Origin of the sequence: Enterobacter sp. RHBSTW-00901, from assembly GCF_014103115.1 — a bacterium.
GTDB classification, from domain to species: Bacteria; Pseudomonadota; Gammaproteobacteria; order Enterobacterales; family Enterobacteriaceae; genus Enterobacter; species Enterobacter cloacae_P.
In genome coordinates, this window is sequence record NZ_JABXPB010000001.1 from 3,982,483 (window position 1) to 4,004,729 (window position 22,247).

Genomic DNA, 22,247 nt, shown 5'->3' on the forward strand with positions numbered 1-22,247 from the left:
CTCCCACAGGGAGAGGGCCAGGGTGAGGGCATCAGGCCGCAGAAATCTTACCGCATCACCGCCTCTTCAACTGGCGGCTTCTCCAGCAGCGTCAGCATCGTATTCGCAATTTCCCGCTCGCCCATCACTACCTGGTTAGCTCCGCGCTCTGTAATGTACTCCACTTCGTCGTCATAATGCGCCCGGGCGATAATCTCGATATGAGGGCACTTTGCGCGCGCTGAGGCCACAATCTCACCGGCTTCGTAGCCGTTCGGAATGGTCAGCAGCAGCCAGCGCGCGCACTCCAGGTGCGCCAGATGCATGGTTTCTTCATTGGCGGCATTGCCCAGCACTGCCTGGATGTTGCGTTCGCGCAGTTCATCTACACGGGTGCGTGAGGTTTCAATCACCACCAGCGGAATACCCTGTGCCATCAGTTTCTCACCCAGCAGACTACCCACGCGGCCAAAGCCGACCAGCAGCGCATGATTGCAGATATCCACCGGGATCTGTTTCTCTTCTTCTATCGCCTCTTCCAGCGTCTGCTCTTCAAGGGTTTCGGTTTTATCGAGGTATTTTTCCAGCAGCGCGAACAGCACCGGGTTCAGCATAATGGAGAGGATTGCCCCCGCCAGCACCAGATTTTGCCCCGCCTGCGGCAGCAGGTTCAGCGCCATACCCAGACCGGCCAGAATAAAGGCGAATTCACCAATCTGCGCCAGGCTGGCGGCGATGGTCAGCGCCGTACGCGGCGAGTGACCAAACAGGCGCACCAGGAAGAAAGCCGCAACCGACTTGCCAAAGATGATGATCGCCAGCGTACCCAGCACGGCCAGCGGTTGTTGAATCAGGATCAGTGGGTCGAACAGCATCCCGACGGAGACAAAGAACAGTACAGCGAAAGCATCACGCAGCGGCAGGGTGTCGTGCGCGGCACGATGGCTCAGCTCGGATTCGTTCAGCACCATCCCGGCGAAGAACGCGCCAAGCGCAAAGGAGACATCAAACAGCTCGACGGCACCAAAGGCGATACCCAGCGCCAGGGCGAGCACGGAAAGGGTAAACAGTTCGCGTGAGCCGGTCGCTGCGCTGCGGGACATGATCCACGGTACAAGGCGACACCCCACCAGCATCATAATGGCGATAAAGGCCACAACCTTACCGATGGTGATGCTCATATCCAGCGCCAGTGAAGCGAAGCCGACGTTATCTTTTTCCATCATCCCGGCGACAGCTGGCAGTAAAACCAGCGTCAGCACCATCACCAGGTCTTCGACAATCAGCCAGCCTATTGCGATTTGTCCGCGCTGGCTGTCTATCAGCTGCCTCTCTTCAAGCGCACGCAGCAACACCACGGTACTGGCGGTTGAAAGACACAGCCCAAAAACGATCCCGGTCATCAGTGACCAGCCCAGCACTGCCGAAAGCGCCATTCCCAGCAGCGTCGCCACCCCGATCTGGGCGATCGCTCCCGGTATGGCGATAGACTTTACCGCCATCAAATCCTTCAGTGAAAAATGCAGACCAACGCCGAACATCAGCAGGATCACGCCCAATTCCGCCAGCTCGGGAGCCAGTTTTGTATCCGCCACAAAACCTGGCGTAAATGGCCCTGCCAGCACACCCGCTAACAGATAGCCCACGAGAGGAGAAATGCGCAGTTTATTGGCAATCATGCCGAGGATAAAAGCGAGCACAAGTCCACCAACAATGGTGGTGATAAGCGGTGTGGCGTGATGCATTCCGTCTCCTTTTCGTAGTGGGTGTTCCATTTTGGGCAAAAAAATCCAAATACCGGGTAATAGTTTATGACAATTTTTACGCTTATGTTTATGAATAATTGTTGAAGTTTGAATAAAACAGCAACATGCGTGAAAAAAAGGAAGGTTGTGACAAATTAAGAGAGGGATGAAGAGGAAACCCTTATGGGATAAGGGGGTCAGGTCGCTAAAGTTAAACTTTAGCGACCATCAAATCATGCTTTATGACGGTTGTCAGGCAGGAATACGGTCAACATCCCCAAAAGTGGCAGGAAAGCGCAGATTTTATAAACCAGGAAGATACTGGTGTGATCGGCAACCATCCCTAATACCGCTGCGCCCAGGCCGCCCATACCGAAGGCGAAACCGAAGAACAGACCGGAAACCATGCCGATTCGCCCGGGTAAAAGCTCTTGTGCATAGACCAGAATGGCCGAAAAAGCCGAGGCCAGAATAAAACCAATGATGACGGTCAAAATCCCTGTCCATTCAAGGCTGGCGTACGGTAAAACGAGGGTAAATGGGGTAACACCCAGGATAGAGCCCCAAATGACATATTTACGGCCAATCTTATCGCCAACAGGCCCGCCAATCACCGTTCCTGCAGCGACGGCAAACAGGAAAGCAAACAGGTGGATCTGGGCATTCTGGACAGATAAGCCGAACTTTTGCATCAGATAAAAGGTGTAATAGCTGCTGATGCTTGCCATGTAGAAGTATTTCGAGAAAATCAGGATCAACAGCACCGATATCGCCAGGATAATCTTATTCCGGGGAAGAGGGTTGATGACCTTCGCTTTAGGTTTACCTTTATTCACGCGATGCTGAGCGGCATACCAGCGGCTGATCTGCGCAAGCACGATAATGGCCAGCAGTGCGGCCAGAACAAACCACGCCACGTTGCCTTTGCCGTAAGGGGCAATAATCACTGCCGCCAGCAGGGGGCCGAGGGAGCTACCAAAGTTACCCCCTACCTGGAACAGAGACTGCGCCAGCCCGTGACGACCGCCGGAGGCCATACGTGCCACGCGGGACGATTCCGGGTGGAAGACCGATGAACCGGTCCCCACCAGCGCGGCGGCGATCAGTACCGCTTCAAAGCTACCGGCCATCGCCAGCAGAACCAGCCCGCTTAAGGTGAAGCACATACCAACCGGCAGTGACCACGGCATCGGGTATTTGTCCGTCCAGTAACCTACGACGGGCTGCAGCAGCGAGGAGGTGAGCTGGAAGGTCAGGGTGATCATCCCGATCTGCACAAAAGTTAACGAAAACTCGGACTGTAGCAGCGGGTAGATTGCCAGGATCAGCGACTGGATCATGTCGTTGAGCAGATGAGAAAGACTGATTGCGCCTAAAACTTTAAAGGAAGTGCGCGATTTCGGCGGTGACGCCGGAGAGCCTGAAACAGGCTGGGTTGATTCACTGATTGCCATAAATACCACGTCATCTGTTATCAGAAATGCAGGGTGTAATTATTATCCAACTAACATACCTGTCTGTGGCATTTGAAGAAAGTCGCAATTTTTAAAACTTATTTGTCTATTCTTGTTACTCATTGTAATTTTTGCGTTGCCTATTGGTCAGGGAGAGAGAAGATGAAGTTAATGAAGCGTGGCGTCGCGTTGGCGCTAATCGCCGTCTGGGGACTGGCAAGCCTGCCTGCGCAGGCGTATGAAAAAGACAAAACCTATAAAATTACTATTCTGCATACCAACGATCACCACGGTCATTTCTGGCGCAGTGAATACGGCGAATATGGTCTGTCGGCGCAAAAAACGCTGGTGGATGGCATTCGTAAAGAGGTTGCTGCCCAGGGAGGGAGCGTACTGCTGCTGTCCGGTGGGGATATCAATACCGGCGTGCCGGAGTCAGATTTACAGGATGCTGAGCCAGATTTTCGCGGTATGAATTTAATAGGTTATGACGCAATGGCCGTCGGTAACCATGAGTTTGATAACCCGCTGACCGTTCTGCGCCAGCAGGAAAAGTGGGCTAAATTCCCGCTCCTCTCCGCCAACATTTATCAGAAAAGCACCGGTGAACGCCTGTTCAAACCGTGGGCGCTGTTTAAGCGTCAGGATTTGAAGATCGCAGTGATTGGTTTAACCACCGACGATACGGCGAAAATTGGTAACCCCGAGTTCTTTACCGATATCGAATTCCGTAAACCGGCAGACGAAGCAAAGCTGGTGATCCAGGAATTACAGCAGAATGAAAAACCGGACGTAATCATCGCTGCGACCCATATGGGTCACTACGATAACGGTGAGCACGGTTCTAATGCACCGGGCGATGTAGAGATGGCGCGCAGCCTGCCAGCGGGCTCGCTGGCGATGATTGTGGGCGGTCACTCACAAGATCCGGTGTGCATGGCGTCAGAGAATAAAAAGCAGGTGGATTACGTGCCGGGTACGCCATGCGCGCCAGACCGCCAGAACGGTATCTGGATCGTGCAGGCTCACGAGTGGGGTAAATACGTAGGCCGTGCGGATTTTGAATTCCGTAACGGCGAGATGAAACTGGTGCATTACCAGCTCATCCCGGTCAACCTGAAGAAGAAAGTGACTTACCCTGACGGGAAAAGTGAGCGCGTACTTTACACCCCGGAGATTGCTGAGAATCAGCAGATGCTCTCTCTGCTGACACCGTTCCAGAATAAAGGTAAGGCGCAGCTCGATGTGAAGATTGGCACGCTCAATGGTCGCCTGGAAGGGGATCGCAGCAAAGTACGCTTTGTGCAGACCAACATGGGTCACCTCGTGCTGGCAGCACAGATGGCACGCACCGGCGCTGACTTTGGCGTGATGAGCGGCGGCGGTATTCGTGATTCCATTGAGGGCGGAAATATTACCTATAAAGATGTGCTGAAGGTGCAGCCGTTCGGCAACATCGTGGTCTATGCCGATATGAGCGGAAAAGAGGTCATTGAGTACCTGACTGCGGTAGCGCAGATGAAGCCCGATTCCGGTGCGTATCCGCAGTTTGCCAACGTCAGCTTTGTGGCGAAAGACGGCAAACTTAATGACCTCAAAATCAAAGGCGAGCCGGTCGATCCTGCCAAAACGTACCGTATGGCGACCTTAAGCTTTAACGCCACGGGCGGTGATGGTTATCCGCATATTGATAACAAACCGGGTTACGTCAATACCGGTTTTATTGATGCGGAAGTGCTGAAGCAGTTCATCGAGCAAAATTCACCGATTGACGTGAATGCGTATGAACCGAAAGGTGAGGTGAGCTGGCAGTAACAGCGCTATTTTGTTCGCCATTTTGAACGCGGGCAGTGCCCGGGATCCTCACGTACGCCGTGTACGTTTCGGTTCCTGCGCGCTGTCCGCGAAAAGAATCAATCCCTGCGCGCAATATCCGCAAACGTCGCATCCAGTATTTTCGCCAGATCGCCTGCCGCCAGTTCGATATCCAGCCCGCGTTTGCCGCCAGAAATATAGATAGTCCCGAATTCCTGAGAAGGGGCATCAATCAGCGTTGGTAGCCGTTTTTTCTGTCCCAGTGGGCTGATCCCCCCCACCAGATAGCCAGTGGTGCGTTGAGCAACCATCGGGTCTGCCATATCGACCTTTTTCGCCCCCAGTGCTTTGGCGACTTTCTTCAGATCCAGTTGCCCGGCGACAGGTGTCACCGCGACGGCGAGGTGCTTCATATCGCCATTCACCGCCACCAGCAGCGTTTTGTACACCTGGTCGGCATTCAGCCCCAGCTTGCGCACCACTTCATCACCAAAGTTGGTTTCGTTCGGATCGTGATCGTAAGTGTGGATCCGGAAGGAGATTTTGTTTTTTTCGAGTAATTTAACGGCGGGAGTCATAGCTATCCTTCTTACGACAAACAATTTATGCCTGGAGTATACGCCTGACGTTTGTCTAAAAAATAGCACCATCTTGCGCAATAGTGTTGGCAGTGATGGTCACTTTGAGCGACAATCGGCTCAACCGAAGGTCTCCTTCGGCATAATAAAAACGATGAAATTCCTCTTTGACGGGCCAATAGAAATATTGGCCACTTTTTTATTTTAACAGTGACGGCAAATTCCCTTCTCCGTACAAATGCAATGCACCCACCGCAACAACGTAATGCCCGGCAGGCAGGGCATTCAGCGTTTCTCGCCATGCTTCATTGCGCGTGTTCATGAGCACATCATACAACGATTCACTGAACGTGGACGGCAGCGTAAGCTTACTGTCCGTTGGCGGCGCATCCAGCCACCAGCCGATCATCGTTTGCAGCAAGCGGGCATTGGTGTGCCAGTGGGTCAGGGTATCATCCAGCAGTATCTGTCCATCATCCGGTAACTGACGAAGCAGGGCAATCTGGCTGTCGGCCCCTTCCAGCTCAATAATCGGAAGATGGCGTGCCCGCGCAACGTTCAGCAACTGATAGTCGATGCCATAATCTCCACGCAGGCCAAGACGCTGAGCCTGGGTGGCCTGCAATATCATCGCGATTTGCCATAGCGGCAGATTTTCCAGCATGGTCAGCGAAACGCCCGTTTCATCTGCCACCCGTTCCAGTTCGCGCAGCTGTGTTTCGCTAAGACGCTCAGCCAGTGGAATATCGCTCTCAAGCCCGACAAACGGCGACTCGTGGCCTGAAATATCGGCCTCGACAATCAGCGCATCGGCCTGTTTTAGCAGCTTTAACAGACCGGGTGGCAGGGGAGACATATCCTGTGTCCCCATATGGATGCTGCCCACAAGATGCAGATGCTGCCCACCGGGAAGTGAGATATCCATACCGGGCCAGGCATAGCGACGGGGGAAGAGGGCGCGAAACGATGCTTTTATACGGCTAAACAGACTCATACGCGCTCCCTGAATAGAAAGACTCATGCTAGCGCGTGGGGATGGGCGGTGCAACTGCTGAACCGGTGGGCATTTTCGTAGGCCGGGGACGCGAGTGCGCCACCCGGCTGTTTTGCATCACTCTTTCGGTTTAAACCTCAACAACCGGTTTGCGTTACTCACCACGGTAATGGAGGAGAGTGCCATTGCGGCACCTGCCACCACCGGGTTCAGCAGCGTGCCGGTCAGCGGCCACAAAATTCCGGCGGCAATCGGGATGCCGAGCGAGTTGTAGATAAACGCGCCCAACAGGTTCTGCTTCATATTGCGCAGGGTCGCTTTTGAAATGGCCAGCGCATCCGCAACGCCCATCAGGCTGTGGCGCATCAGCGTAATCGCCGCGGTTTCAATGGCGACATCGCTCCCACCGCCCATCGCAATACCCACTTCTGCCTGCGCCAGCGCCGGGGCGTCGTTGATCCCGTCGCCCACCATCGCGACCTGGCGGCCCTGGCTCTGCAGTTTCTTGATTGCATCGGCTTTGCCATCCGGCAGTACGCCCGCAATCACCTCATCAATACCTGCCTCTTTGGCAATGGCGTTGGCGGTTGTTGGGTTATCTCCGGTCAGCATCACCAGACGATAGCCTGCGCGGTGCAGACGTTTAAGGGCGTCCACGCTGTCCTGTCGCAACGGATCGCGAACGGCCAATAGCGCGGCGGCTTTGCCGTCTATGGCGAGCAGAACCGGCGTTGCTCCCTGTGATGCCTGAACGTGCAGTTCACTCTCCAGGGCTGACGTATCAATGCCGTTTTCATTCAGTAACGCCCGGTTACCGAGCAGCAGCGTATGGCCTTCGGCTTCACCGCTCACGCCCAGTCCGCGCAGGGTGCGGAAGTTGCTCACCTGCGGCAGGCTGGCGTTTTCCGCTTTTTCTATAATGGCGCGCGCCAGTGGGTGGTTGGAACCTTGCTCCAGCGCAGCGGCCAGGCGCAGTGCTTCAGCGTCAGAAATGCCCACGGTATTCACCGCCACAACCTGCGGTTTACCTTCTGTCAGCGTGCCGGTTTTATCAAAGACCAGCGTGTCGAGCGTACTGGCGCGCTGCAGGGCGTCGGCATCGCGTACCAGCACGCCAAACTCGGCGGCGCGGCCAACGCCTGAGATAATCGACATCGGTGTCGCGAGGCCGAGCGCACACGGACAGGCAATAATCAGTACCGTGGTGGCAATGACCAGGGTGTAGACAATCTGAGGGGCCGGGCCGAAGAAATACCAGATAGCCGCGCTCAGCAGCGCAATACAGACCACCACCGGGACAAAAATGGCGGAAATTTTATCGGCAAGCTGGCCAATTTCCGGTTTACTGCTCTGCGCCTGGCGCACCATGCGAATAATACGTGACAGCGTGGTGTGGCTGCCGACTGCACTGGCGCGGAACAGCACGCTACCGTCCTGTACCACCGTTCCCGCATGGACAGCATCGCCCGATGATTTTTGCTGCGGGATGGGTTCCCCGGTCAGCATTGCTTCGTCAAACCAGGCTTCACCCTGGGTAATTTCACCGTCAACGGGAACGCGGTCGCCGGTGGTCAGGCGCAGCGTCATGCCGGGTTGAACGTCGGCCAGCGGGACGCTTTTCTCGCCGTCGTCTGTCACCACACGCGCTGTCGGCGGAGTCAAATCGAGCAATCTTTCCAGCGCTTTTGAGGAGCGCTGACGGGCACGAGCTTCGAGCATATGGCCTAAATTAATCAGACCGATAATCATCGCACTCGCTTCATAATAGAGATGACGCGCTTCCATCGGGAACCACTGCGGCCAGACGTTAACGCTCATCGAGTAAAGCCATGCCGCTCCGGTACCCAGTGCCACCAGCGTATCCATCGTCGCGGTGCGGTTTTTCAGGCTCTTCCAGGCGCTGGAATAGAAATGGCCGCCCGCAAAAACCATCACGGCGAGTGTCATCACCCCAATCACCAGCCACAGGGTGCGGTTATCATCGGTGACCATCATGTTGTCACCCATCATGCCCCACACCATCACCGGAATACCGACCAGCAGTGCAACAATCGCCTGCCAGCGGAAGCGTTTCATGGTGGCGATGGCCGTTTCCTGCTGGCGTTCGCGGCGTTCAGCATCATCTTCGATGGCTTCTGCGCCGTAGCCTGCTTTCTCTACCGCCTGCACTAAATCTGCGGCGGAGGCACTGCCCATCACCAGCGCAGTACGCTCCGCAAGGTTGACCCGTGCCTGTGCGACGCCCGGTACGGCCTGCAATGCATTTTGTACCCGGGAGACACAGCTGGCGCAGCTCATGCCGTTGATCAGCAGCTGTTGGCTGTCATCAATATCATCAGCTACCGGAAGCTCAGGAGTGGCCGCTGTCAGTGCTTCCGACGGGAGTGATGACTCTGCCAGCGGTTTAGCCTTTGGGTGGCTCAACTCCGCCCCGTAGCCCGCTTGTTTGATGGTATCAATCAGCGCATCTGCGCTGGCACTGCCAGTGACGGCGGCATGATCGATAGTCACTTCAGCGCTCTCAACATCAGGACGCTGTTCCAGGCTTTCTTTAACGCGTTTGACACAGTGGCCGCAGGAGAGGCCGTCCAGTGTCAGGTCTATAGTGTGAGACATAACAAAACTCCCGTATAATGATCTGGTCAGTTGTTGACCTGTAAGACGCTTTTCGCTAACTGTTATGAAGGTTAAACCTTCCATCAAGGGGAAGGTCAAGGGGGAAATGTGAATATCAGTGATGTTGCCAAAAAAACCGGATTGACCAGCAAAGCGATTCGTTTTTATGAAGAGAAAGGGCTGGTGACGCCGCCGCTGCGTAGCGAAAATGGCTACCGTAGTTACACGCAGCTGCATCTCGATGAACTGACATTACTGCGTCAGGCAAGACAGGTAGGTTTTAACCTTGAAGAGTGTGGTGAGCTGGTCAACCTGTTCAACGATCCGAAACGCCACAGCGCAGACGTGAAAAAGCGTACGCTGGAAAAAGTGGCTGAAATTGAACGCCACATCACCGGGTTACAGGCGATGCGCAAACAGCTTCTGGCACTGGCGGAATCCTGTCCGGGGGATGACAGCGCCGAGTGCCCGATTATCGAAAATCTTGCCGGCTGCTGTCATCGTAAGGCAAATGCTTAACAGGCTTTGACCCGCAGGGTTATCCCTTCCACGGCCACGACCTCAACCCGCGTACCGGCGCTGAGGTCATCGTCAGCGACCACAGGCCACGAGCTATCGCCCACGCGCATGTGTCCGCGCCCGTTCACCAGCGCCGTGTCGAGCGTAAAACGCTGGCCGACAATTTGCTGCCCGCGCTGATTGAGATGGGCGTCCACGGGATCCTGCTCTTTGACCTGCCGGTTCAGCCAGCGCCACCACAGCCACGCCGCCACCAGCGTAAGCACGGCAAACAGCGCGCCCTGCCACTCCCAGCTGATGGGCAGTAGCCAGACAGTAAGCCCGGTCGTGACCGCAGCGACACCGCTCCAGAGCAGATATCCGTTGCCGCCAAGCATCTCTGCGGCCAGCAATAAGCCACCCAGGCTTAGCCAGAAGGCGTGGGGATGTGCGACGATAAGCTCAATCATTTTCTGCGCTCGTTTCCGCTGTCTTTGATGAGCTCGGCGATACCGGCAATCGAACCCATCAGGCTGCTGGCATCCAGTGGCATCATCACCACTTTACTGTTATTCGCAGAGCCAATCTCTTTCAGCGCGTCGGTATATTTTTGTGCCACGAAATAGTTCACGGCCTGGATGTCACCCGCAGCAATCGCCTCGGAGACCATCTGGGTCGCGCGGGCTTCCGCTTCGGCTGAACGTTCACGCGCTTCGGCCTGTAAAAATGCCGACTGGCGATCGCCCTCGGCTTTCAGGATCTGCGACTGCTTTTCCCCTTCGGCTTTCAGGATCTCGGCCTGACGCACCCCTTCGGCTTCAAGAATATAGGCGCGCTTGGTTCGTTCGGCTTTCATCTGGGCATTCATGGAGGCGATAAGCTCCGCCGGTGGGCGAACGTCGCGGATCTCAATACGGGTAACTTTAATCCCCCACGGATTCGTCGCTTCGTCGACAATATGCAGCAGACGGGTGTTGATGCTGTCGCGCTGAGAGAGCATTTCGTCCAGCTCCATAGAACCGAGCACGGTACGGATATTGGTCATCGTCAGGTTAACGATAGCCAGCTCCAGGTTGCTCACTTCATATGCCGCTTTCGGGGCGTCAATCACCTGGATAAAACAGACGGCATCAATGGTGACGTTGGCGTTATCTTTAGAGATAATTTCCTGGGAGGGAATATCCAGCACCTGTTCCATCATGTTGATCTTGCGACCAATCCTGTCCATGAAAGGGACAATCAGGCTTAAGCCCGGCTGGAGCGTATTGGTATAACGGCCAAAGCGTTCAACAGTCCACTGGAAGCCCTGCGGGACAATTTTTACCCCTGCGCCGACGATAACCAGCGCGACGAAGATAAGAACCGGAACAACAATGAGCATAAAAACCTCCTGTTTTGCATGCCTGCGTGGGAAATAATTGCGAGTTTATTGACCCTAAGTATAAGAGGAAAGTCGCCTTGCAATCACTAAAGCCAGTAGACTACTGCTAATTATTGGGATGAAGACAGAGAATAAAATGAAGGATAACAGCGCGATCCTGACGATTGCTGATGTTGGTTACCGGGTGGGCGACACCACAATTCTGGAAAACGTCAGTTTTACCGTCTCACCTGGGGAGTTTCGTTTAATTACCGGCCCGTCGGGCTGCGGAAAAAGCACCTTACTGAAAATCATCGCGTCGCTGCTAAGCCCAACCTCGGGAAGGATTTTTTTCGACGGAAAGGACATTGCCACGCTCTCGCCAGAGCATTATCGCCAGCAGGTTTCTTACTCGGTACAAACGCCTGCCCTGTTTGGTGAAACGGTTTATGACAACCTGATTTTCCCCTGGCAAATCCGTCATCAGACGCCCGATCCCGCACGGTTAATTGCCGATCTGGAACGTTTTGGTTTGTCGCAGGAAACGCTCACAAAATCCGTTTCCGAACTTTCCGGCGGTGAAAAACAGCGCGTCTCATTGATCCGTAACCTGCAGTTTTTACCAAAGATCCTGCTGCTGGATGAAATTACCAGTGCGCTGGATGACGTCAACAAGCGCAATGTGAATGACATTATCCACCGCTATGCGAAGGAGCAGAACATTGCCGTGCTGTGGGTGACGCACGACGTGAGTGAAATAGAACACGCGGATGAAGTGATGAGACTGCAGCCGCAGGGTAGTCAAAAGCGGGAGACACATCGTGGGTGAACACAACATTACCAACGAATCGCTGGCGTTTTCGATGGTGCTGGTACTGGTGGCGATTATCGTTAGCTATCGGGAGAAGCTGGGGCTGGAAAAGGACATTATCTGGAGCATCTGCCGTGCAGTGGTTCAGCTGGTGCTCGTGGGCTATGTGCTCAAGTACATCTTCAATGTCGATAATGCGGTGCTGACGCTACTGATGGTGCTGTTTATCTGCTTCAACGCGGCGTGGAACGCGCAAAAACGCAGTAAATACATTGATAAGGCGTTTGTCTCTTCGTTTATCGCCATTACCACCGGAACGGCACTAACGCTGGCAGTGCTGGTGTTCTCAGGCTCTATTGCCTTTACGCCGATGCAGGTTATCCCCATTTCCGGAATGATTGCGGGTAATGCGATGGTGGCGGTAGGGCTGTGCTACAACAATCTGGGACAACGCTTTAGCAGTGAACAACAGCAGCTGCAGGAGAAACTAAGCCTCGGGGCGACGCCGAAAATCGCGTCGGCGCGACTGATTCGCGAGAGTATTCGCTCGTCGCTGATCCCGACGGTAGACTCGGCTAAAACGGTTGGGCTGGTGAGCTTACCGGGAATGATGTCGGGGCTGATTTTTGCCGGGATTGACCCGGTAAAAGCCATTAAGTATCAGATTATGGTGACATTTATGTTGCTTTCGACGGCAAGCCTGTCGACCATTATTGCCTGCTACTTAACCTACCGGAAGTTTTACAATGCGCGCCATCAACTGGTGGTTGCGCAGTTGAAAAACGTGCGGTGAATTGCCCCTCACCCCTCAGAAGAGAGGGTGAGGGGCATTTTGCATCAGTACAACAGCGCGTACAGCTGACGACGATACTTCGATGCCAGCGCGTCACCGGTACCCAGTGCGGCCAGAATTTCCTGGAACATTTTACGCGCCTGGCCGTCGGCGGCAGCCAGATCTTTTTGCAGATGGCTGAACAGCAATTCCAGTGCCTCTTCGTTACGCCCTACCTGGTGCAGTTGCAGTGCCAGCTGGCTTGCCAGTGCAGCATCGGCCGGGTTGTCCGCGACCTGCTGTTGTAGCAGCTGGATCTCGGGAGTATCCGCCGCCTGTTTCAGCAGTTCAATTTGCGCCACCAGCCCCTGATAACGGGTATCCTGATCCTGCATAGGGATCGTTTTCAGGACAGCTTCTGCATCTTCTGAACGGTGCAGGGCAATCTGCGTCTCAGCCAGCAGCAGGCCAATCTGGCTATTCTGATTCGACAGCTGCCACGCATCTTTCAGCAGCGGCAGCGCCTCGTCATATTTGCCTTCCTGCATCAGCGCGACGGCTTCCTGCGCTTTCAGCTCTTCTTCGCGTGGCAGAACTTTATCCAGCAGGGCGCGAATTGCTTCTTCAGGCTGCGGCCCCTGGAAGCCATCGACAGGCTGACCATTCTGGAACAGATACACTGTTGGGATCGCACGCAGGCCAAACTGAGATGCCACCATTGGCTCAGCATCGCAGTCAAGTTTTGCGAGAATGAACTGACCATTGTATTGCGCGGCAAGGCTTTCCAGTACCGGCGTCAGCTGCAGACAGTGTTGGCTGCGTTCAGACCAGAAGTAGAACAGCACCGGCTTAGCCATCGATTGTTCGAGGACCTGTTGCAGGTTAGCTTCAGTAATGTTGACGATATTCTGTACGGACATGAGGCATTCTCTTTTATCGGTTTGTTCTTTACATGGGGGTCAGCGACGACGCTTCAACTCAGCCGTGTAAAATTTTGTCCATCACCCGGCCTGGCAGCAGGCGTTTTAACCACCCTACGGCATGGGTCACCAGCGTCACCGGGTAGCGCATTTTGGGGTTATCACTCTCAAAAGCATGGCGCACTTTGGCGACAACGGCTTCTGGCCCCAGCGTAAAACGTGCGGCGATGCCGGGGTTTTCGACCGGTTTGTCCGACTGCGTCTGGTTGACGTTGTCGGTAAAACGGGTGCGGATAGGGCCGGGTTCAATCAGGCTCACCTTAATACCGCTGTGGCGCAGTTCCATGCGCAGGGCATCAGACCATGCCTCCAGCGCATATTTGCTGGCGGCATAGGCTCCACGGCCTGGGGTAGAGATCAGCCCCATTACCGAGGAGGTCATCACGATGCGCCCTTCATCATACGGTAGCATGGCGGGGAGCAGGCGCATGGTCAGCTGATGTACGCCGAAGAAGTTAGTGGAAAACTGGTGCTCCAGCTGTTCCCGCGAGATGGTCTCCAGCGGGCCGTAAACACCGTAACCGGCATTATTGAACAGACCGAACAAACGGTTGTTCGTCAGGGTAATGACCTCGTCGGCGGCGCGTTCAACGCTCTCTGGTGAATCCAGATCCAGCAATATGCCAGTAAAGCCCATCCCGTTCATGCGTTCGACATCGTTGGGTTTACGGCAGGCAGCCAGAACCCAAAAACCCTGACGTTTCAATTCGAGGGCACTCTCGAGGCCAATTCCGCTGGAACATCCTGTTATTAAGACCGATTTTTGCATAACTTTACCTGTCAGGATCTCAGCTGTTTGAGAAGTCATGTTTAACTAAAGGAGCCAGCCGCGTTGCCATCCAGTCGGCAATAAACGGCTGAGCATCACGATTGGGGTGAATACCATCGTCTTGCATCCATTGGGGTTTCAGATAGACCTCTTCCATGAAAAATGGCAGCAGCGGAATATCAAACTCTTTGGCAAGCTTAGGGTAGATCGCGCTAAAGGACTCATTATACCGACGACCATAGTTTGCGGGCAGGCGAATTTGCATCAGCAGCGGCTGGGCGTTAGCCGCCTTAATGTCCTGCAAAATGGTGCGCAGCGCTTGTTCTGTTTGCTGGGGCTGGAAGCCGCGTAAACCATCATTACCGCCGAGTTCGACCAGCACCCAGCGCGGTTGATGTTGTTTGAGTAAAGCTGGCAGGCGCGACAAGCCTTGCTGCGAGGTATCGCCGCTGATGCTGGCATTAATCACCGGTGTCGTGTTCCGCCATTTGTCATTGAGCAGAGCAGGCCAGGCTGCGCTGGCCGCCATGCGATAGCCTGCGCTCAGGCTGTCACCCAGAACCAGTAACGTGTCCGCTGCGGCTGCGCGGAAGGTCATCAGAATCAAAAACAGGAAGGGCAAATGCCAGCGGAAAACATTGTTGAAGTTCATCGTCTTAAGAAGTCCGTCGGTCAGGGGGAGCACGAGCTGTCCATCCTCACCGGAGTTGAACTCGTTGTCAAACGTGCCGAAACCATCGCGCTGATTGGCGAATCAGGTTCTGGCAAATCCACGTTGCTGGCAATTTTAGCCGGGCTGGATGACGGCAGCAGTGGGGAGGTCAACCTGGTCGGCCAGCCGTTGCACGCACTTGATGAAGAGGCACGTGCTGCACTGCGCGCCCGGCATATTGGCTTTGTCTTTCAGTCCTTTATGCTCATTCCTACCCTGAATGCTCTGGAAAACGTTGAATTACCGGGATTACTGCGCGGGGAGAATATCCGCCAGAGCCGCGAACATGCCAGAACATTGCTGGAACAGCTGGGATTGGGTAACCGCCTCGATCACCTTCCGGCGCAGCTTTCCGGGGGGGAGCAACAGCGCGTTGCACTGGCTCGCGCCTTTAATGGTCGCCCGGAGGTCCTGTTTGCTGATGAACCCACCGGGAACCTTGACCGTAAAACCGGAGACAAGATTGCCGACCTGCTGTTTTCGCTCAACCGTGAACATGGCACCACGCTGATTCTGGTCACCCACGATCCACAGCTGGCCGCCCGCTGTGACCGTCGCCTGCGGCTGGTCAACGGTATTCTTCAGGAGGAAGCATGATTGCCCGCTGGTTCTGGCGCGAATGGCGCTCACCTTCGCTGCTGATTGTCTGGCTGGCGTTGAGCCTGGCGGTGGCCTGCGTGCTGGCGCTCGGCAGCGTCAGCGACCGCATGGAGAAAGGGTTAAGCCAGCAAAGCCGGGAATTTATGGCGGGCGACAGAACGCTGCAAAGCTCGCGTGCCGTCCCGCCGGACTGGATTGACGAAGCGCGCAAGCGGGGGCTGAAGGTTGGGGAGCAGATTAGCTTCCAGACCATGACCTTCGCGGGTGACACACCGCAGCTGGCGAGCGTCAAAGCGGTTGATGACATCTACCCGATGTACGGTGAGCTGCAGACCAGCCCGTCAGGGTTAAAACCCAAACCTGGTACGGTGTTGCTGGCACCGCGTCTGATGGCGCTGCTTAACCTGAAAGCGGGTGACAGCATTGATGTCGGTGACGCCACGCTGAAGATTACCGGAGAAGTGGTTCAGGAACCTGACTCCGGTTTTAACCCGTTCCAGCTCGCGCCACGGTTACTTATGAACACCGCTGACGTGGCGAAAACCCATGCCGTGCAACCGGGAAGCCGCGTGACCTGGCGCTATAAATTTGGCGGTACGCCCGTACAGCTTGGGGAGTATGAAAAATGGCTTCTGCCGCAGTTAAAGCCAGAGCACCGCTGGTATGGGCTGGAGCAGGACGAAGGGGTACTTGGCAAATCTCTTGAACGTTCTCAGCAATTTCTGCTGCTTTCGGCGCTATTAACCCTGCTGTTGGCGGTAGCGGCAATCGCCGTTGCGATGGGGCACTACTGCCGCAGCCGTTACGATCTGGTGGCGATCCTGAAAACCCTGGGGGCCGGGCGGGCGCAACTGCGTAAGTTGATTATCGGCCAGTGGCTGATGGTACTGATGCTGTCAGCGGTGACTGGCGGGGTGATGGGATTAGTGTTTGAAAAACTGCTGATGGCGCTGCTGAAACCGGTACTGCCAGCTGCATTACCACCAGCCAGCCTCTGGCCGTGGCTGTGGGCGATGGGGGCAATGACGGTGATTTCACTGCTGGTGGGATTGCGCCCGTACCGGCTGCTGATTGCGACGCAGCCGCTGCGTGTGTTACGCCGTGATGTGGTGGCAAACGTCTGGCCACTGAAATTTTACCTTCCCGCAATTACCGCTGTGGTGGTTGGGCTGCTGGCCTGGTTGATGGGGGGCAGTACGCTACTGTGGGCCGTGCTGGCTGGTGCGGTCGTACTGGCGCTGTTGTGCGGCGTGCTGGGCTGGGTATTGCTCAGGCTCCTGAAGGGGGTCACGGTAAAATCGCTTCCCGTACGGCTGGCGGTTAACCGTTTGCTGCATCAACCGTGGTCAACGCTGAGCCAGCTTTCAGCGTTTTCGCTGTCGTTTATGCTGCTGGCTCTTCTGCTGGTGCTGCGTGGCGATCTGCTGGATCGCTGGCAACAGCAGCTTCCGCCGGAAAGCCCGAACTATTTTCTGATCAACATTGCGCCTGAACAGGTCGCCCCGCTGAAGGCATTTCTCTCGCAACACCAGATTGTGCCGGAATCGTTCTATCCGGTTGTTCGCGCGCGTCTGACGCAGATCAACGGCCAGCCAACGGAGAGCAACAAGGACGAGGCGCTTAACCGCGAACTGAACCTGACCTGGCAGGAGAAGCGTCCCGATCACAATCCGCTTATCGCCGGAACCTGGCCGCCAAAAGTGGGTGAAGTTTCAATGGAAGAGGGGCTGGCCACACGCCTGAATATCAGGCTGGGGGATTCAGTGACCTTTACCGGTGACACCCAGGATTTCAGTGCGAAAGTGACCAGCCTGCGCAAAGTGGACTGGGAAAGCCTGCGACCAAACTTCTTCTTTATCTTCCCGGCAGGCGCGCTGGACGGGCAGCCGCAGAGCTGGCTCACCAGCTTCCGCTGGGAAAACGGCAACGGGATGCTGACCCAGCTTAATCGCGAATTCCCGACCGTGAGCCTGCTGGATATTGGTGCGATCCTGAAGCAAGTAGGACAAGTACTGGAGCAGGTGAGCCGTGCCCTCGAGGTGATGGTCGTACTGGTTACCCTCTGCGGTGTTCTGTTGCTGCTGGCACAGGTGCAGGTTGGGATGCGTCAGCGCCATCAGGAACTGGTGGTTTACCGCACACTGGGGGCGAGTAAGCGGCTGCTGCGTGCAACGCTCTGGAGTGAGTTCGCCCTGCTGGGGCTGGTGGCAGGCCTGGTGGCGGCTATTGGTGCGGAGACGGCACTGGCGATGCTGCAGACGAAAGTCTTCGACTTCCCGTGGGAACCTGACTGGCGGCTGTGGCTCACGCTACCGATCTGCGGCGCGCTACTGTTATCACTCTGTGGCGGCTGGCTCGGCACGCGATTGCTCAAAGGTAAAGCGCTGTTCCGGCAGTTTGTTAGTTAGTTTACCTCCGTGATGATTACGTACCGGTTTATATGCTGGTACATAATCACTTAGTAGCACAGATTGGTAACAGGCGTCATTTTAGTAGCACAAATCATTAAAAAACCGCACACACAGTCATAGTATTTCCAGTTAATATTCACCAGCTAAATATTTAGTGGCGTGTCTATCAAGGAAAAATAATGACTATAAAAAAATCAGCGCTGGCGGCAACGATCGGCGCGGCAGTGGCATTGACGTCTTTTGCATCTCAGGCGGAAATCACCGTTCTTAAACAAGATCCACAGGCGGGTAACCCGCTGAGCCGTCTGAACTTCACCGTTGGCGGCAGTATCCGTCCTCAGTTCAACATGATGACGGGCGATGGCGACAAAGGCTCCTACAAGCGTAACGGCTTCGACGGCGGTACCCGTTTCCGTTTCGCAGCGGACTACTACCTGTTTGATGACATCAGCTGGGTAAGCTACTACGAGCTGGGTGTCAACATTCCTGCGCTGTTCAACTGGGATAATCACTACAAAGAGGGGGCTAACGACACCTCTCGCCGTATGCTGTATACCGGTCTGAAGAGCGACACCTGGGGTACGCTGACCTTCGGTCAACAGAACAGCGTTTACTATGATGTGGTTGGTGCGAAAACCGATATCTGGGACTACGACATGATTGGTCAGGCACCAGGTAACGGTATCAACGGCGACTACGACGGTTCTTACCGTTCACGTAAAATGCTGAAATACAAGAAAACTGTGGGCGATGCTGATATCTATGCATCCTACCTGTTCGAAGACAACGAATACCTGCCAGGCAACGGCCTGCGTTACAAACGTAAAGGCGGCGGTTCACTGGGTCTGGATTATCACCTGACCAAAGATCTGACCTGGGGTACGGCGTGGAACTACACCCGTGCAGATATGCGTAACCCGGCAAATGGCGATAGCGAAACGTATAACCAGAATATCTTGGGGACTGCGCTGAGCTGGAAACCTGACAACTGGACCTTCTCCGCTGGCGGCGGCTGGTATCAGAACTTCCTGACCACCAAAAAAGTATCCACTGACGACTACTTTGCGGGTGATGCATGGGGTATTGAGTACTTCGCAGGCTACAAATTCCCAATCAATCAGTATGCGGTTAAATCCATCCAGCCTTACTTCATGGGTGACCGTATTGAATACGTGAATGGCCGTAACTACCAGCGCATCGACAACGGTGTGGGTATCAGCTTCCAGCTGGATTACGGTTTCCGTGTTGATTACGAACACGTGTTCACCTCCAGCACCGACGATCTGGGCGATATGAACCTGGTCCGTCTGCGTTACGACTTCTAAGTTCTGACCCTCTCCCTGAAAGGGAGAGGGGAAACATGCAGGCCGGGTAAGGCGTAGCCGTCACCCGGCTTTTTTCAGCGTGCAAGCCACCCGGCAACCTCTTCGAACGTTCCGCGATAGACAATCTTGTCCGCTTTCTTTTCAAGCTGATAGCGGTACATCGGGTCGTAATAGTCATTCAGCAGCGGCGCAAGCCAGCTAACGTGTGCTCCGGTTCCACCTGAACGTTGCTGTTCCAGGAGCGCGGCATCCAACAGCGCTGTGAATTCAGCAAAGCGCTGCAGCCCCAGACGGCGGCGAATGGCGAACAGGCCGTGGTGCAGATAGTCGCTGTACTCTTTCCAGCCCAACTCTTCACCGAATGCGGCAGAAAAATCCGCCCACATATGGTCGAAATACTCTTCACGCAGACGCTCAAGACGGATTTCAAACGGGTCTTCTACCACGACGATGGTGGCTTGCACCATGCGGTCACGCAGACACTCCGGCAGGTGGTTGGAGCCAATCATCCGGCCTTCATCCTCGAGCACCCAGCGTGCGGCATCTTTTTTTAACAGCTCAACGGTCAGCTGGTTTTCAAAACTCGCCTGCGAGAGTTGCGGTGTGAGCGTGCGACCAAACGACGAGCCGCGATGGTGCGCCAGCCCTTCCAGATCGATACCTTGCACATGCTGTTTCACCAGCAGCGTTTTACCGCTTCCGGTACAGCCGCCAATCAGCACCATCGGTTTTTGCACCTGCTCTGCGGTGGCCTGAATCGCCGCCTGGCGCAGCATTTTATAGCCACCTCTGATCAGCGGGTAATCAACGCCGGCCTCTTTTAGCCATGCCTGAGTAATATGCGAGCGCTGGCCGCCGCGCGCGCAGCAGAGATAGCCGTGAGGATGTGCCAGGCTTGCTTCGCGCCAGGCGTTGATGCGGTCGTCACGGGTTTTACCGGAAACCAGGCTATGACCGAGTGCAAGGGCGGCTTCCGGCCCCTGGCGTTTATAGCAGGTACCGACGGCGGCGCGTTCGTCATCGTTCATCAAAGGCAGGTTGAGTGCCGCAGGCATCGCACCCTGTGCAAATTCGATCGGCGCGCGAACGTCGATTAAAGGGGTATCGGACGCGAGGATCGCGCGATAATCCGTTCCATCGTTCATGGTTATTCCAGAAGTCAAAACAGCAATGGACGACGATTTTACGCGCGTGAGATGAAGCCGGGGAAGGGGAAGATCAACTCCCCGGCACTTATCGCTTATTTAAGCTTCGATTGCGCCCAGACAATACCGCTCGCGTATTCTGGCGGTAACAGTGGGATCATCGCTTCCAGGGTGGCGCTCAGGCGGCCCGTGTCGGAATCGTTCAGGTTCAGGTGACCCACTTTACGACCCGGACGCACCTCTTTGTCGTACCAGTGCAGATGCACCAGCGGCAGCTTCAGCCAATCGTAGTTCAAATCGGTACCGATCAGGTTGATCATCACTGACGGGCTGTTCACTACCGGTTGCGGCAAGGGTAAATCAGTAATGGCGCGCAGGTGCAGTTCAAACTGGCTGATGGACGCGCCGTTTTGCGTCCAGTGGCCGCTGTTGTGTACGCGTGGAGCCAGTTCGTTGATCAGCAAACCGGACGGCGTGACGAAGCACTCCATCGCCATTACGCCGACATAACCCAGCTCGTGCATGATGGCGGAGAGCATGTCTTCTGCCTGCGCCTGTTGTGCGGCAAGAGCCTGCGGGAACGCCACGCTGGTGCGCAGAATACCTTCCTGATGCAGGTTATGCGTCAGCGGATAAAACACGGTGTGGCCGTCATGCGAACGAGCGCCCACCAGCGACACTTCGCCGCTAAAGTTGATGCCCTGCTCAACGATGCACTCACCATAGCAGTCATCCGGCAGTTCAGCGGTTTCGTGTGCGCGCAGACGCCACTGTCCACGACCGTCATAACCGCCCACGCGACGCTTCACAATAGCCAGTTCGCCCAGCATGTCGAAGACGTCAGCCCATTCGCTTTTGTCAGACAGCAACTGCCACGGCGCGGTTGCAAGCCCGAGTTTATCGAACAGCTGCTTTTGTGTCAGACGGTCAGCAATAATCGGGAACACATCGCGGTTCACAAAGGCGTTATGACGCGCCAGTTCACGCGTCAGCGCGGTTTCCGGCCAGCGTTCGATCTCTGCGGTAATCACGCTCTGGTGAAACGGAACGGCTTCCGGTTCGTCATCCAGGCCGACAGGCCAGACGCTAATGCCCAGCGGCTCTCCGGCCTGACGCAGCATGCGGCCCAACTGACCATTGCCGAGGACGCAAACCTGCTTCATGCCGCACCCCGCGGATCCGGGTTGTCCAGCACCTCGTCGGTCTGGGCTTTACGCCAGTCCGCCAGACGCTGATGTAATGCTTTATCGTGGGTCGCCAGAATTTGCGCGGCCAGCAGAGCAGCGTTTGCTGCCCCCGCTTTGCCAATCGCCAGCGTACCGACAGGAATGCCGCGCGGCATCTGAACGATGGAATAGAGGCTGTCGACGCCGCTTAACGCCGCGCTTTGCACTGGAACGCCCAGTACCGGCACCAGCGTTTTGGCGGCAATCATGCCGGGCAGATGTGCTGCGCCGCCCGCACCGGCAATGATCACCTCGTAGCCGTTCTCTTCAGCGCTTTCGGCGAAGCTGAACAGTTTGTCGGGTGTGCGGTGTGCGGAAACCACTTCAACGTGGTGCGGAACATTCAGGATTTCGAAGATTTCGGCGGCGAACTGCATGGTAGCCCAGTCGCTTTTGGACCCCATCACGATGGCGACACGCGCCGGATTATTGCGGGAAGACATGCGTCTTAAAACTC

20 protein-coding genes are annotated in these 22,247 nt (G+C 55.5%); 7 read left to right on the forward strand and 13 right to left on the reverse strand.

The annotated features are described in order from the left end of the window. Positions 1 to 47: 47 nt before the first annotated feature. Positions 48 to 1,724 (reverse strand): YbaL family putative K(+) efflux transporter, encoded by a 1,677-nt coding sequence (gene ybaL, locus HV318_RS19135; protein ID WP_182273989.1) that lies wholly within the window; start codon positions 1,722 to 1,724, stop codon positions 48 to 50. A gap of 233 nt (positions 1,725 to 1,957) precedes the next feature. Next, complete coding sequence (locus tag HV318_RS19140; protein ID WP_182273990.1) at positions 1,958 to 3,178, reverse strand: MFS transporter; 1,221 nt, start codon at positions 3,176 to 3,178, stop codon at positions 1,958 to 1,960. 162 nt (positions 3,179 to 3,340) lie between these two features. Between HV318_RS19140 and ushA the strand changes: the two genes are divergently transcribed. Continuing rightward, positions 3,341 to 4,993: a bifunctional UDP-sugar hydrolase/5'-nucleotidase UshA gene (gene ushA, locus HV318_RS19145; RefSeq protein ID WP_182273991.1), complete on the forward strand. Its 1,653-nt coding sequence runs from the start codon at positions 3,341 to 3,343 to the stop codon at positions 4,991 to 4,993. Positions 4,994 to 5,091: 98 nt separating this feature from the next. Here the strand turns inward: ushA and ybaK are convergent, their stop codons facing one another. The 3 genes from ybaK to copA all read right to left on the reverse strand — a co-directional run bounded on the left by ybaK (position 5,092) and on the right by copA (position 9,181). Next, positions 5,092 to 5,571 carry a Cys-tRNA(Pro)/Cys-tRNA(Cys) deacylase YbaK gene (gene ybaK, locus HV318_RS19150; RefSeq protein ID WP_182273992.1) on the reverse strand — a complete coding sequence of 160 codons (480 nt, stop codon included), beginning with the start codon at positions 5,569 to 5,571 and terminating at the stop codon, positions 5,092 to 5,094. Positions 5,572 to 5,770: 199 nt separating this feature from the next. Next, positions 5,771 to 6,565, reverse strand: a complete 795-nt coding sequence (locus HV318_RS19155) for a TraB/GumN family protein (RefSeq protein ID WP_182273993.1) — start codon at positions 6,563 to 6,565, stop codon at positions 5,771 to 5,773. 117 nt (positions 6,566 to 6,682) lie between these two features. Continuing rightward, positions 6,683 to 9,181, reverse strand: coding sequence for a copper-exporting P-type ATPase CopA (copA, locus tag HV318_RS19160; RefSeq protein ID WP_182273994.1), 2,499 nt, complete (start codon positions 9,179 to 9,181; stop codon positions 6,683 to 6,685). A gap of 108 nt (positions 9,182 to 9,289) precedes the next feature. Between copA and cueR the strand changes: the two genes are divergently transcribed. Further along, entirely contained in the window at positions 9,290 to 9,700 is a 411-nt protein-coding gene (gene cueR / locus HV318_RS19165; RefSeq protein ID WP_182273995.1) for a Cu(I)-responsive transcriptional regulator, read from the forward strand. Here cueR and HV318_RS19170 read toward each other — a convergent pair. Both HV318_RS19170 and HV318_RS19175 read right to left on the reverse strand, forming a co-directional pair. After that, complete coding sequence (locus tag HV318_RS19170; RefSeq protein WP_182273996.1) at positions 9,697 to 10,149, reverse strand: NfeD family protein; 453 nt, start codon at positions 10,147 to 10,149, stop codon at positions 9,697 to 9,699. The genes cueR and HV318_RS19170 overlap by 4 nt on opposite strands. Then, positions 10,146 to 11,060, reverse strand: a complete 915-nt coding sequence (locus HV318_RS19175) for an SPFH domain-containing protein (RefSeq protein ID WP_182273997.1) — start codon at positions 11,058 to 11,060, stop codon at positions 10,146 to 10,148. Before HV318_RS19175 ends, HV318_RS19170 begins: the two co-directional genes overlap by 4 nt. A 136-nt stretch (positions 11,061 to 11,196) precedes the next feature. Here HV318_RS19175 and fetA point away from each other — a divergent pair, with 136 nt between their 5' ends. After that, positions 11,197 to 11,868, forward strand: a complete 672-nt coding sequence (fetA, locus tag HV318_RS19180) for an iron efflux ABC transporter ATP-binding subunit FetA (RefSeq protein WP_182273998.1) — start codon at positions 11,197 to 11,199, stop codon at positions 11,866 to 11,868. Then, complete coding sequence (fetB, locus tag HV318_RS19185) at positions 11,861 to 12,643, forward strand: iron efflux ABC transporter permease subunit FetB (protein ID WP_182273999.1); 783 nt, start codon at positions 11,861 to 11,863, stop codon at positions 12,641 to 12,643. The genes fetA and fetB overlap by 8 nt, the downstream gene beginning before the upstream one ends. A gap of 44 nt (positions 12,644 to 12,687) precedes the next feature. Here the strand turns inward: fetB and HV318_RS19190 are convergent, their stop codons facing one another. Genes HV318_RS19190 through tesA form a run of 3 tightly spaced genes read right to left on the reverse strand, consistent with a single transcriptional unit; the run spans position 12,688 to position 15,023 of the window. Next, on the reverse strand, positions 12,688 to 13,542 hold the full coding sequence (locus HV318_RS19190) for a co-chaperone YbbN (protein WP_182274000.1): 855 nt from the start codon (positions 13,540 to 13,542) through the stop codon (positions 12,688 to 12,690). Between the two features lie 58 nt (positions 13,543 to 13,600). Further along, positions 13,601 to 14,410 (reverse strand): SDR family oxidoreductase, encoded by an 810-nt coding sequence (locus HV318_RS19195; RefSeq protein ID WP_182274001.1) that lies wholly within the window; start codon positions 14,408 to 14,410, stop codon positions 13,601 to 13,603. Then, complete coding sequence (gene tesA / locus HV318_RS19200) at positions 14,391 to 15,023, reverse strand: multifunctional acyl-CoA thioesterase I/protease I/lysophospholipase L1 (RefSeq protein ID WP_182274002.1); 633 nt, start codon at positions 15,021 to 15,023, stop codon at positions 14,391 to 14,393. Before tesA ends, HV318_RS19195 begins: the two co-directional genes overlap by 20 nt. On the opposite strand from tesA, the gene ybbA reads away from it, so the two are divergent. The 3 genes from ybbA to HV318_RS19215 all read left to right on the forward strand — a co-directional run bounded on the left by ybbA (position 14,994) and on the right by HV318_RS19215 (position 19,419). Continuing rightward, positions 14,994 to 15,680 carry a putative ABC transporter ATP-binding protein YbbA gene (gene ybbA / locus HV318_RS19205; RefSeq protein ID WP_182274003.1) on the forward strand — a complete coding sequence of 229 codons (687 nt, stop codon included), beginning with the start codon at positions 14,994 to 14,996 and terminating at the stop codon, positions 15,678 to 15,680. The genes tesA and ybbA overlap by 30 nt on opposite strands. Continuing rightward, positions 15,677 to 18,091 (forward strand): putative ABC transporter permease subunit YbbP, encoded by a 2,415-nt coding sequence (ybbP, locus tag HV318_RS19210; protein WP_182274004.1) that lies wholly within the window; start codon positions 15,677 to 15,679, stop codon positions 18,089 to 18,091. The genes ybbA and ybbP overlap by 4 nt, the downstream gene beginning before the upstream one ends. Before the next feature lie 182 nt (positions 18,092 to 18,273). After that, entirely contained in the window at positions 18,274 to 19,419 is a 1,146-nt protein-coding gene (locus tag HV318_RS19215) for a porin (RefSeq protein WP_182274005.1), read from the forward strand. A gap of 74 nt (positions 19,420 to 19,493) precedes the next feature. On the opposite strand, the gene mnmH is transcribed toward HV318_RS19215, so the two are convergent. The 3 genes from mnmH to purE form a co-directional block, all read right to left on the reverse strand. Next, positions 19,494 to 20,564 carry a tRNA 2-selenouridine(34) synthase MnmH gene (gene mnmH / locus HV318_RS19220; RefSeq protein ID WP_182274006.1) on the reverse strand — a complete coding sequence of 357 codons (1,071 nt, stop codon included), beginning with the start codon at positions 20,562 to 20,564 and terminating at the stop codon, positions 19,494 to 19,496. 95 nt (positions 20,565 to 20,659) lie between these two features. Beyond that, positions 20,660 to 21,727, reverse strand: a complete 1,068-nt coding sequence (gene purK, locus HV318_RS19225) for a 5-(carboxyamino)imidazole ribonucleotide synthase (RefSeq protein WP_182274007.1) — start codon at positions 21,725 to 21,727, stop codon at positions 20,660 to 20,662. Beyond that, positions 21,724 to 22,233 carry a 5-(carboxyamino)imidazole ribonucleotide mutase gene (gene purE / locus HV318_RS19230; protein ID WP_182274008.1) on the reverse strand — a complete coding sequence of 170 codons (510 nt, stop codon included), beginning with the start codon at positions 22,231 to 22,233 and terminating at the stop codon, positions 21,724 to 21,726. The genes purK and purE overlap by 4 nt, the downstream gene beginning before the upstream one ends. Between the last annotated feature and the right edge of the window lie 14 nt (positions 22,234 to 22,247).

What these genes read in the sequence shown, in the direction of transcription:
- ybaL (WP_182273989.1), bottom strand. Translation starts at nt 1,724, where the DNA reads ATGCATCACGCCACACCGCTTATCACCACCATTGTTGGTGGACTTGTG.
- HV318_RS19140 (WP_182273990.1), bottom strand. Translation starts at nt 3,178, where the DNA reads ATGGCAATCAGTGAATCAACCCAGCCTGTTTCAGGCTCTCCGGCGTCA.
- ushA (WP_182273991.1), top strand. Translation starts at nt 3,341, where the DNA reads ATGAAGTTAATGAAGCGTGGCGTCGCGTTGGCGCTAATCGCCGTCTGG.
- ybaK (WP_182273992.1), bottom strand. Translation starts at nt 5,571, where the DNA reads ATGACTCCCGCCGTTAAATTACTCGAAAAAAACAAAATCTCCTTCCGG.
- HV318_RS19155 (WP_182273993.1), bottom strand. Translation starts at nt 6,565, where the DNA reads ATGAGTCTGTTTAGCCGTATAAAAGCATCGTTTCGCGCCCTCTTCCCC.
- copA (WP_182273994.1), bottom strand. Translation starts at nt 9,181, where the DNA reads ATGTCTCACACTATAGACCTGACACTGGACGGCCTCTCCTGCGGCCAC.
- HV318_RS19170 (WP_182273996.1), bottom strand. Translation starts at nt 10,149, where the DNA reads ATGATTGAGCTTATCGTCGCACATCCCCACGCCTTCTGGCTAAGCCTG.
- HV318_RS19175 (WP_182273997.1), bottom strand. Translation starts at nt 11,060, where the DNA reads ATGCTCATTGTTGTTCCGGTTCTTATCTTCGTCGCGCTGGTTATCGTC.
- fetA (WP_182273998.1), top strand. Translation starts at nt 11,197, where the DNA reads ATGAAGGATAACAGCGCGATCCTGACGATTGCTGATGTTGGTTACCGG.
- HV318_RS19190 (WP_182274000.1), bottom strand. Translation starts at nt 13,542, where the DNA reads ATGTCCGTACAGAATATCGTCAACATTACTGAAGCTAACCTGCAACAG.
- HV318_RS19195 (WP_182274001.1), bottom strand. Translation starts at nt 14,410, where the DNA reads ATGACTTCTCAAACAGCTGAGATCCTGACAGGTAAAGTTATGCAAAAA.
- ybbA (WP_182274003.1), top strand. Translation starts at nt 14,994, where the DNA reads ATGCCAGCGGAAAACATTGTTGAAGTTCATCGTCTTAAGAAGTCCGTC.
- tesA (WP_182274002.1), bottom strand. Translation starts at nt 15,023, where the DNA reads ATGAACTTCAACAATGTTTTCCGCTGGCATTTGCCCTTCCTGTTTTTG.
- ybbP (WP_182274004.1), top strand. Translation starts at nt 15,677, where the DNA reads ATGATTGCCCGCTGGTTCTGGCGCGAATGGCGCTCACCTTCGCTGCTG.
- HV318_RS19215 (WP_182274005.1), top strand. Translation starts at nt 18,274, where the DNA reads ATGACTATAAAAAAATCAGCGCTGGCGGCAACGATCGGCGCGGCAGTG.
- mnmH (WP_182274006.1), bottom strand. Translation starts at nt 20,564, where the DNA reads ATGAACGATGGAACGGATTATCGCGCGATCCTCGCGTCCGATACCCCT.
- purK (WP_182274007.1), bottom strand. Translation starts at nt 21,727, where the DNA reads ATGAAGCAGGTTTGCGTCCTCGGCAATGGTCAGTTGGGCCGCATGCTG.
- purE (WP_182274008.1), bottom strand. Translation starts at nt 22,233, where the DNA reads ATGTCTTCCCGCAATAATCCGGCGCGTGTCGCCATCGTGATGGGGTCC.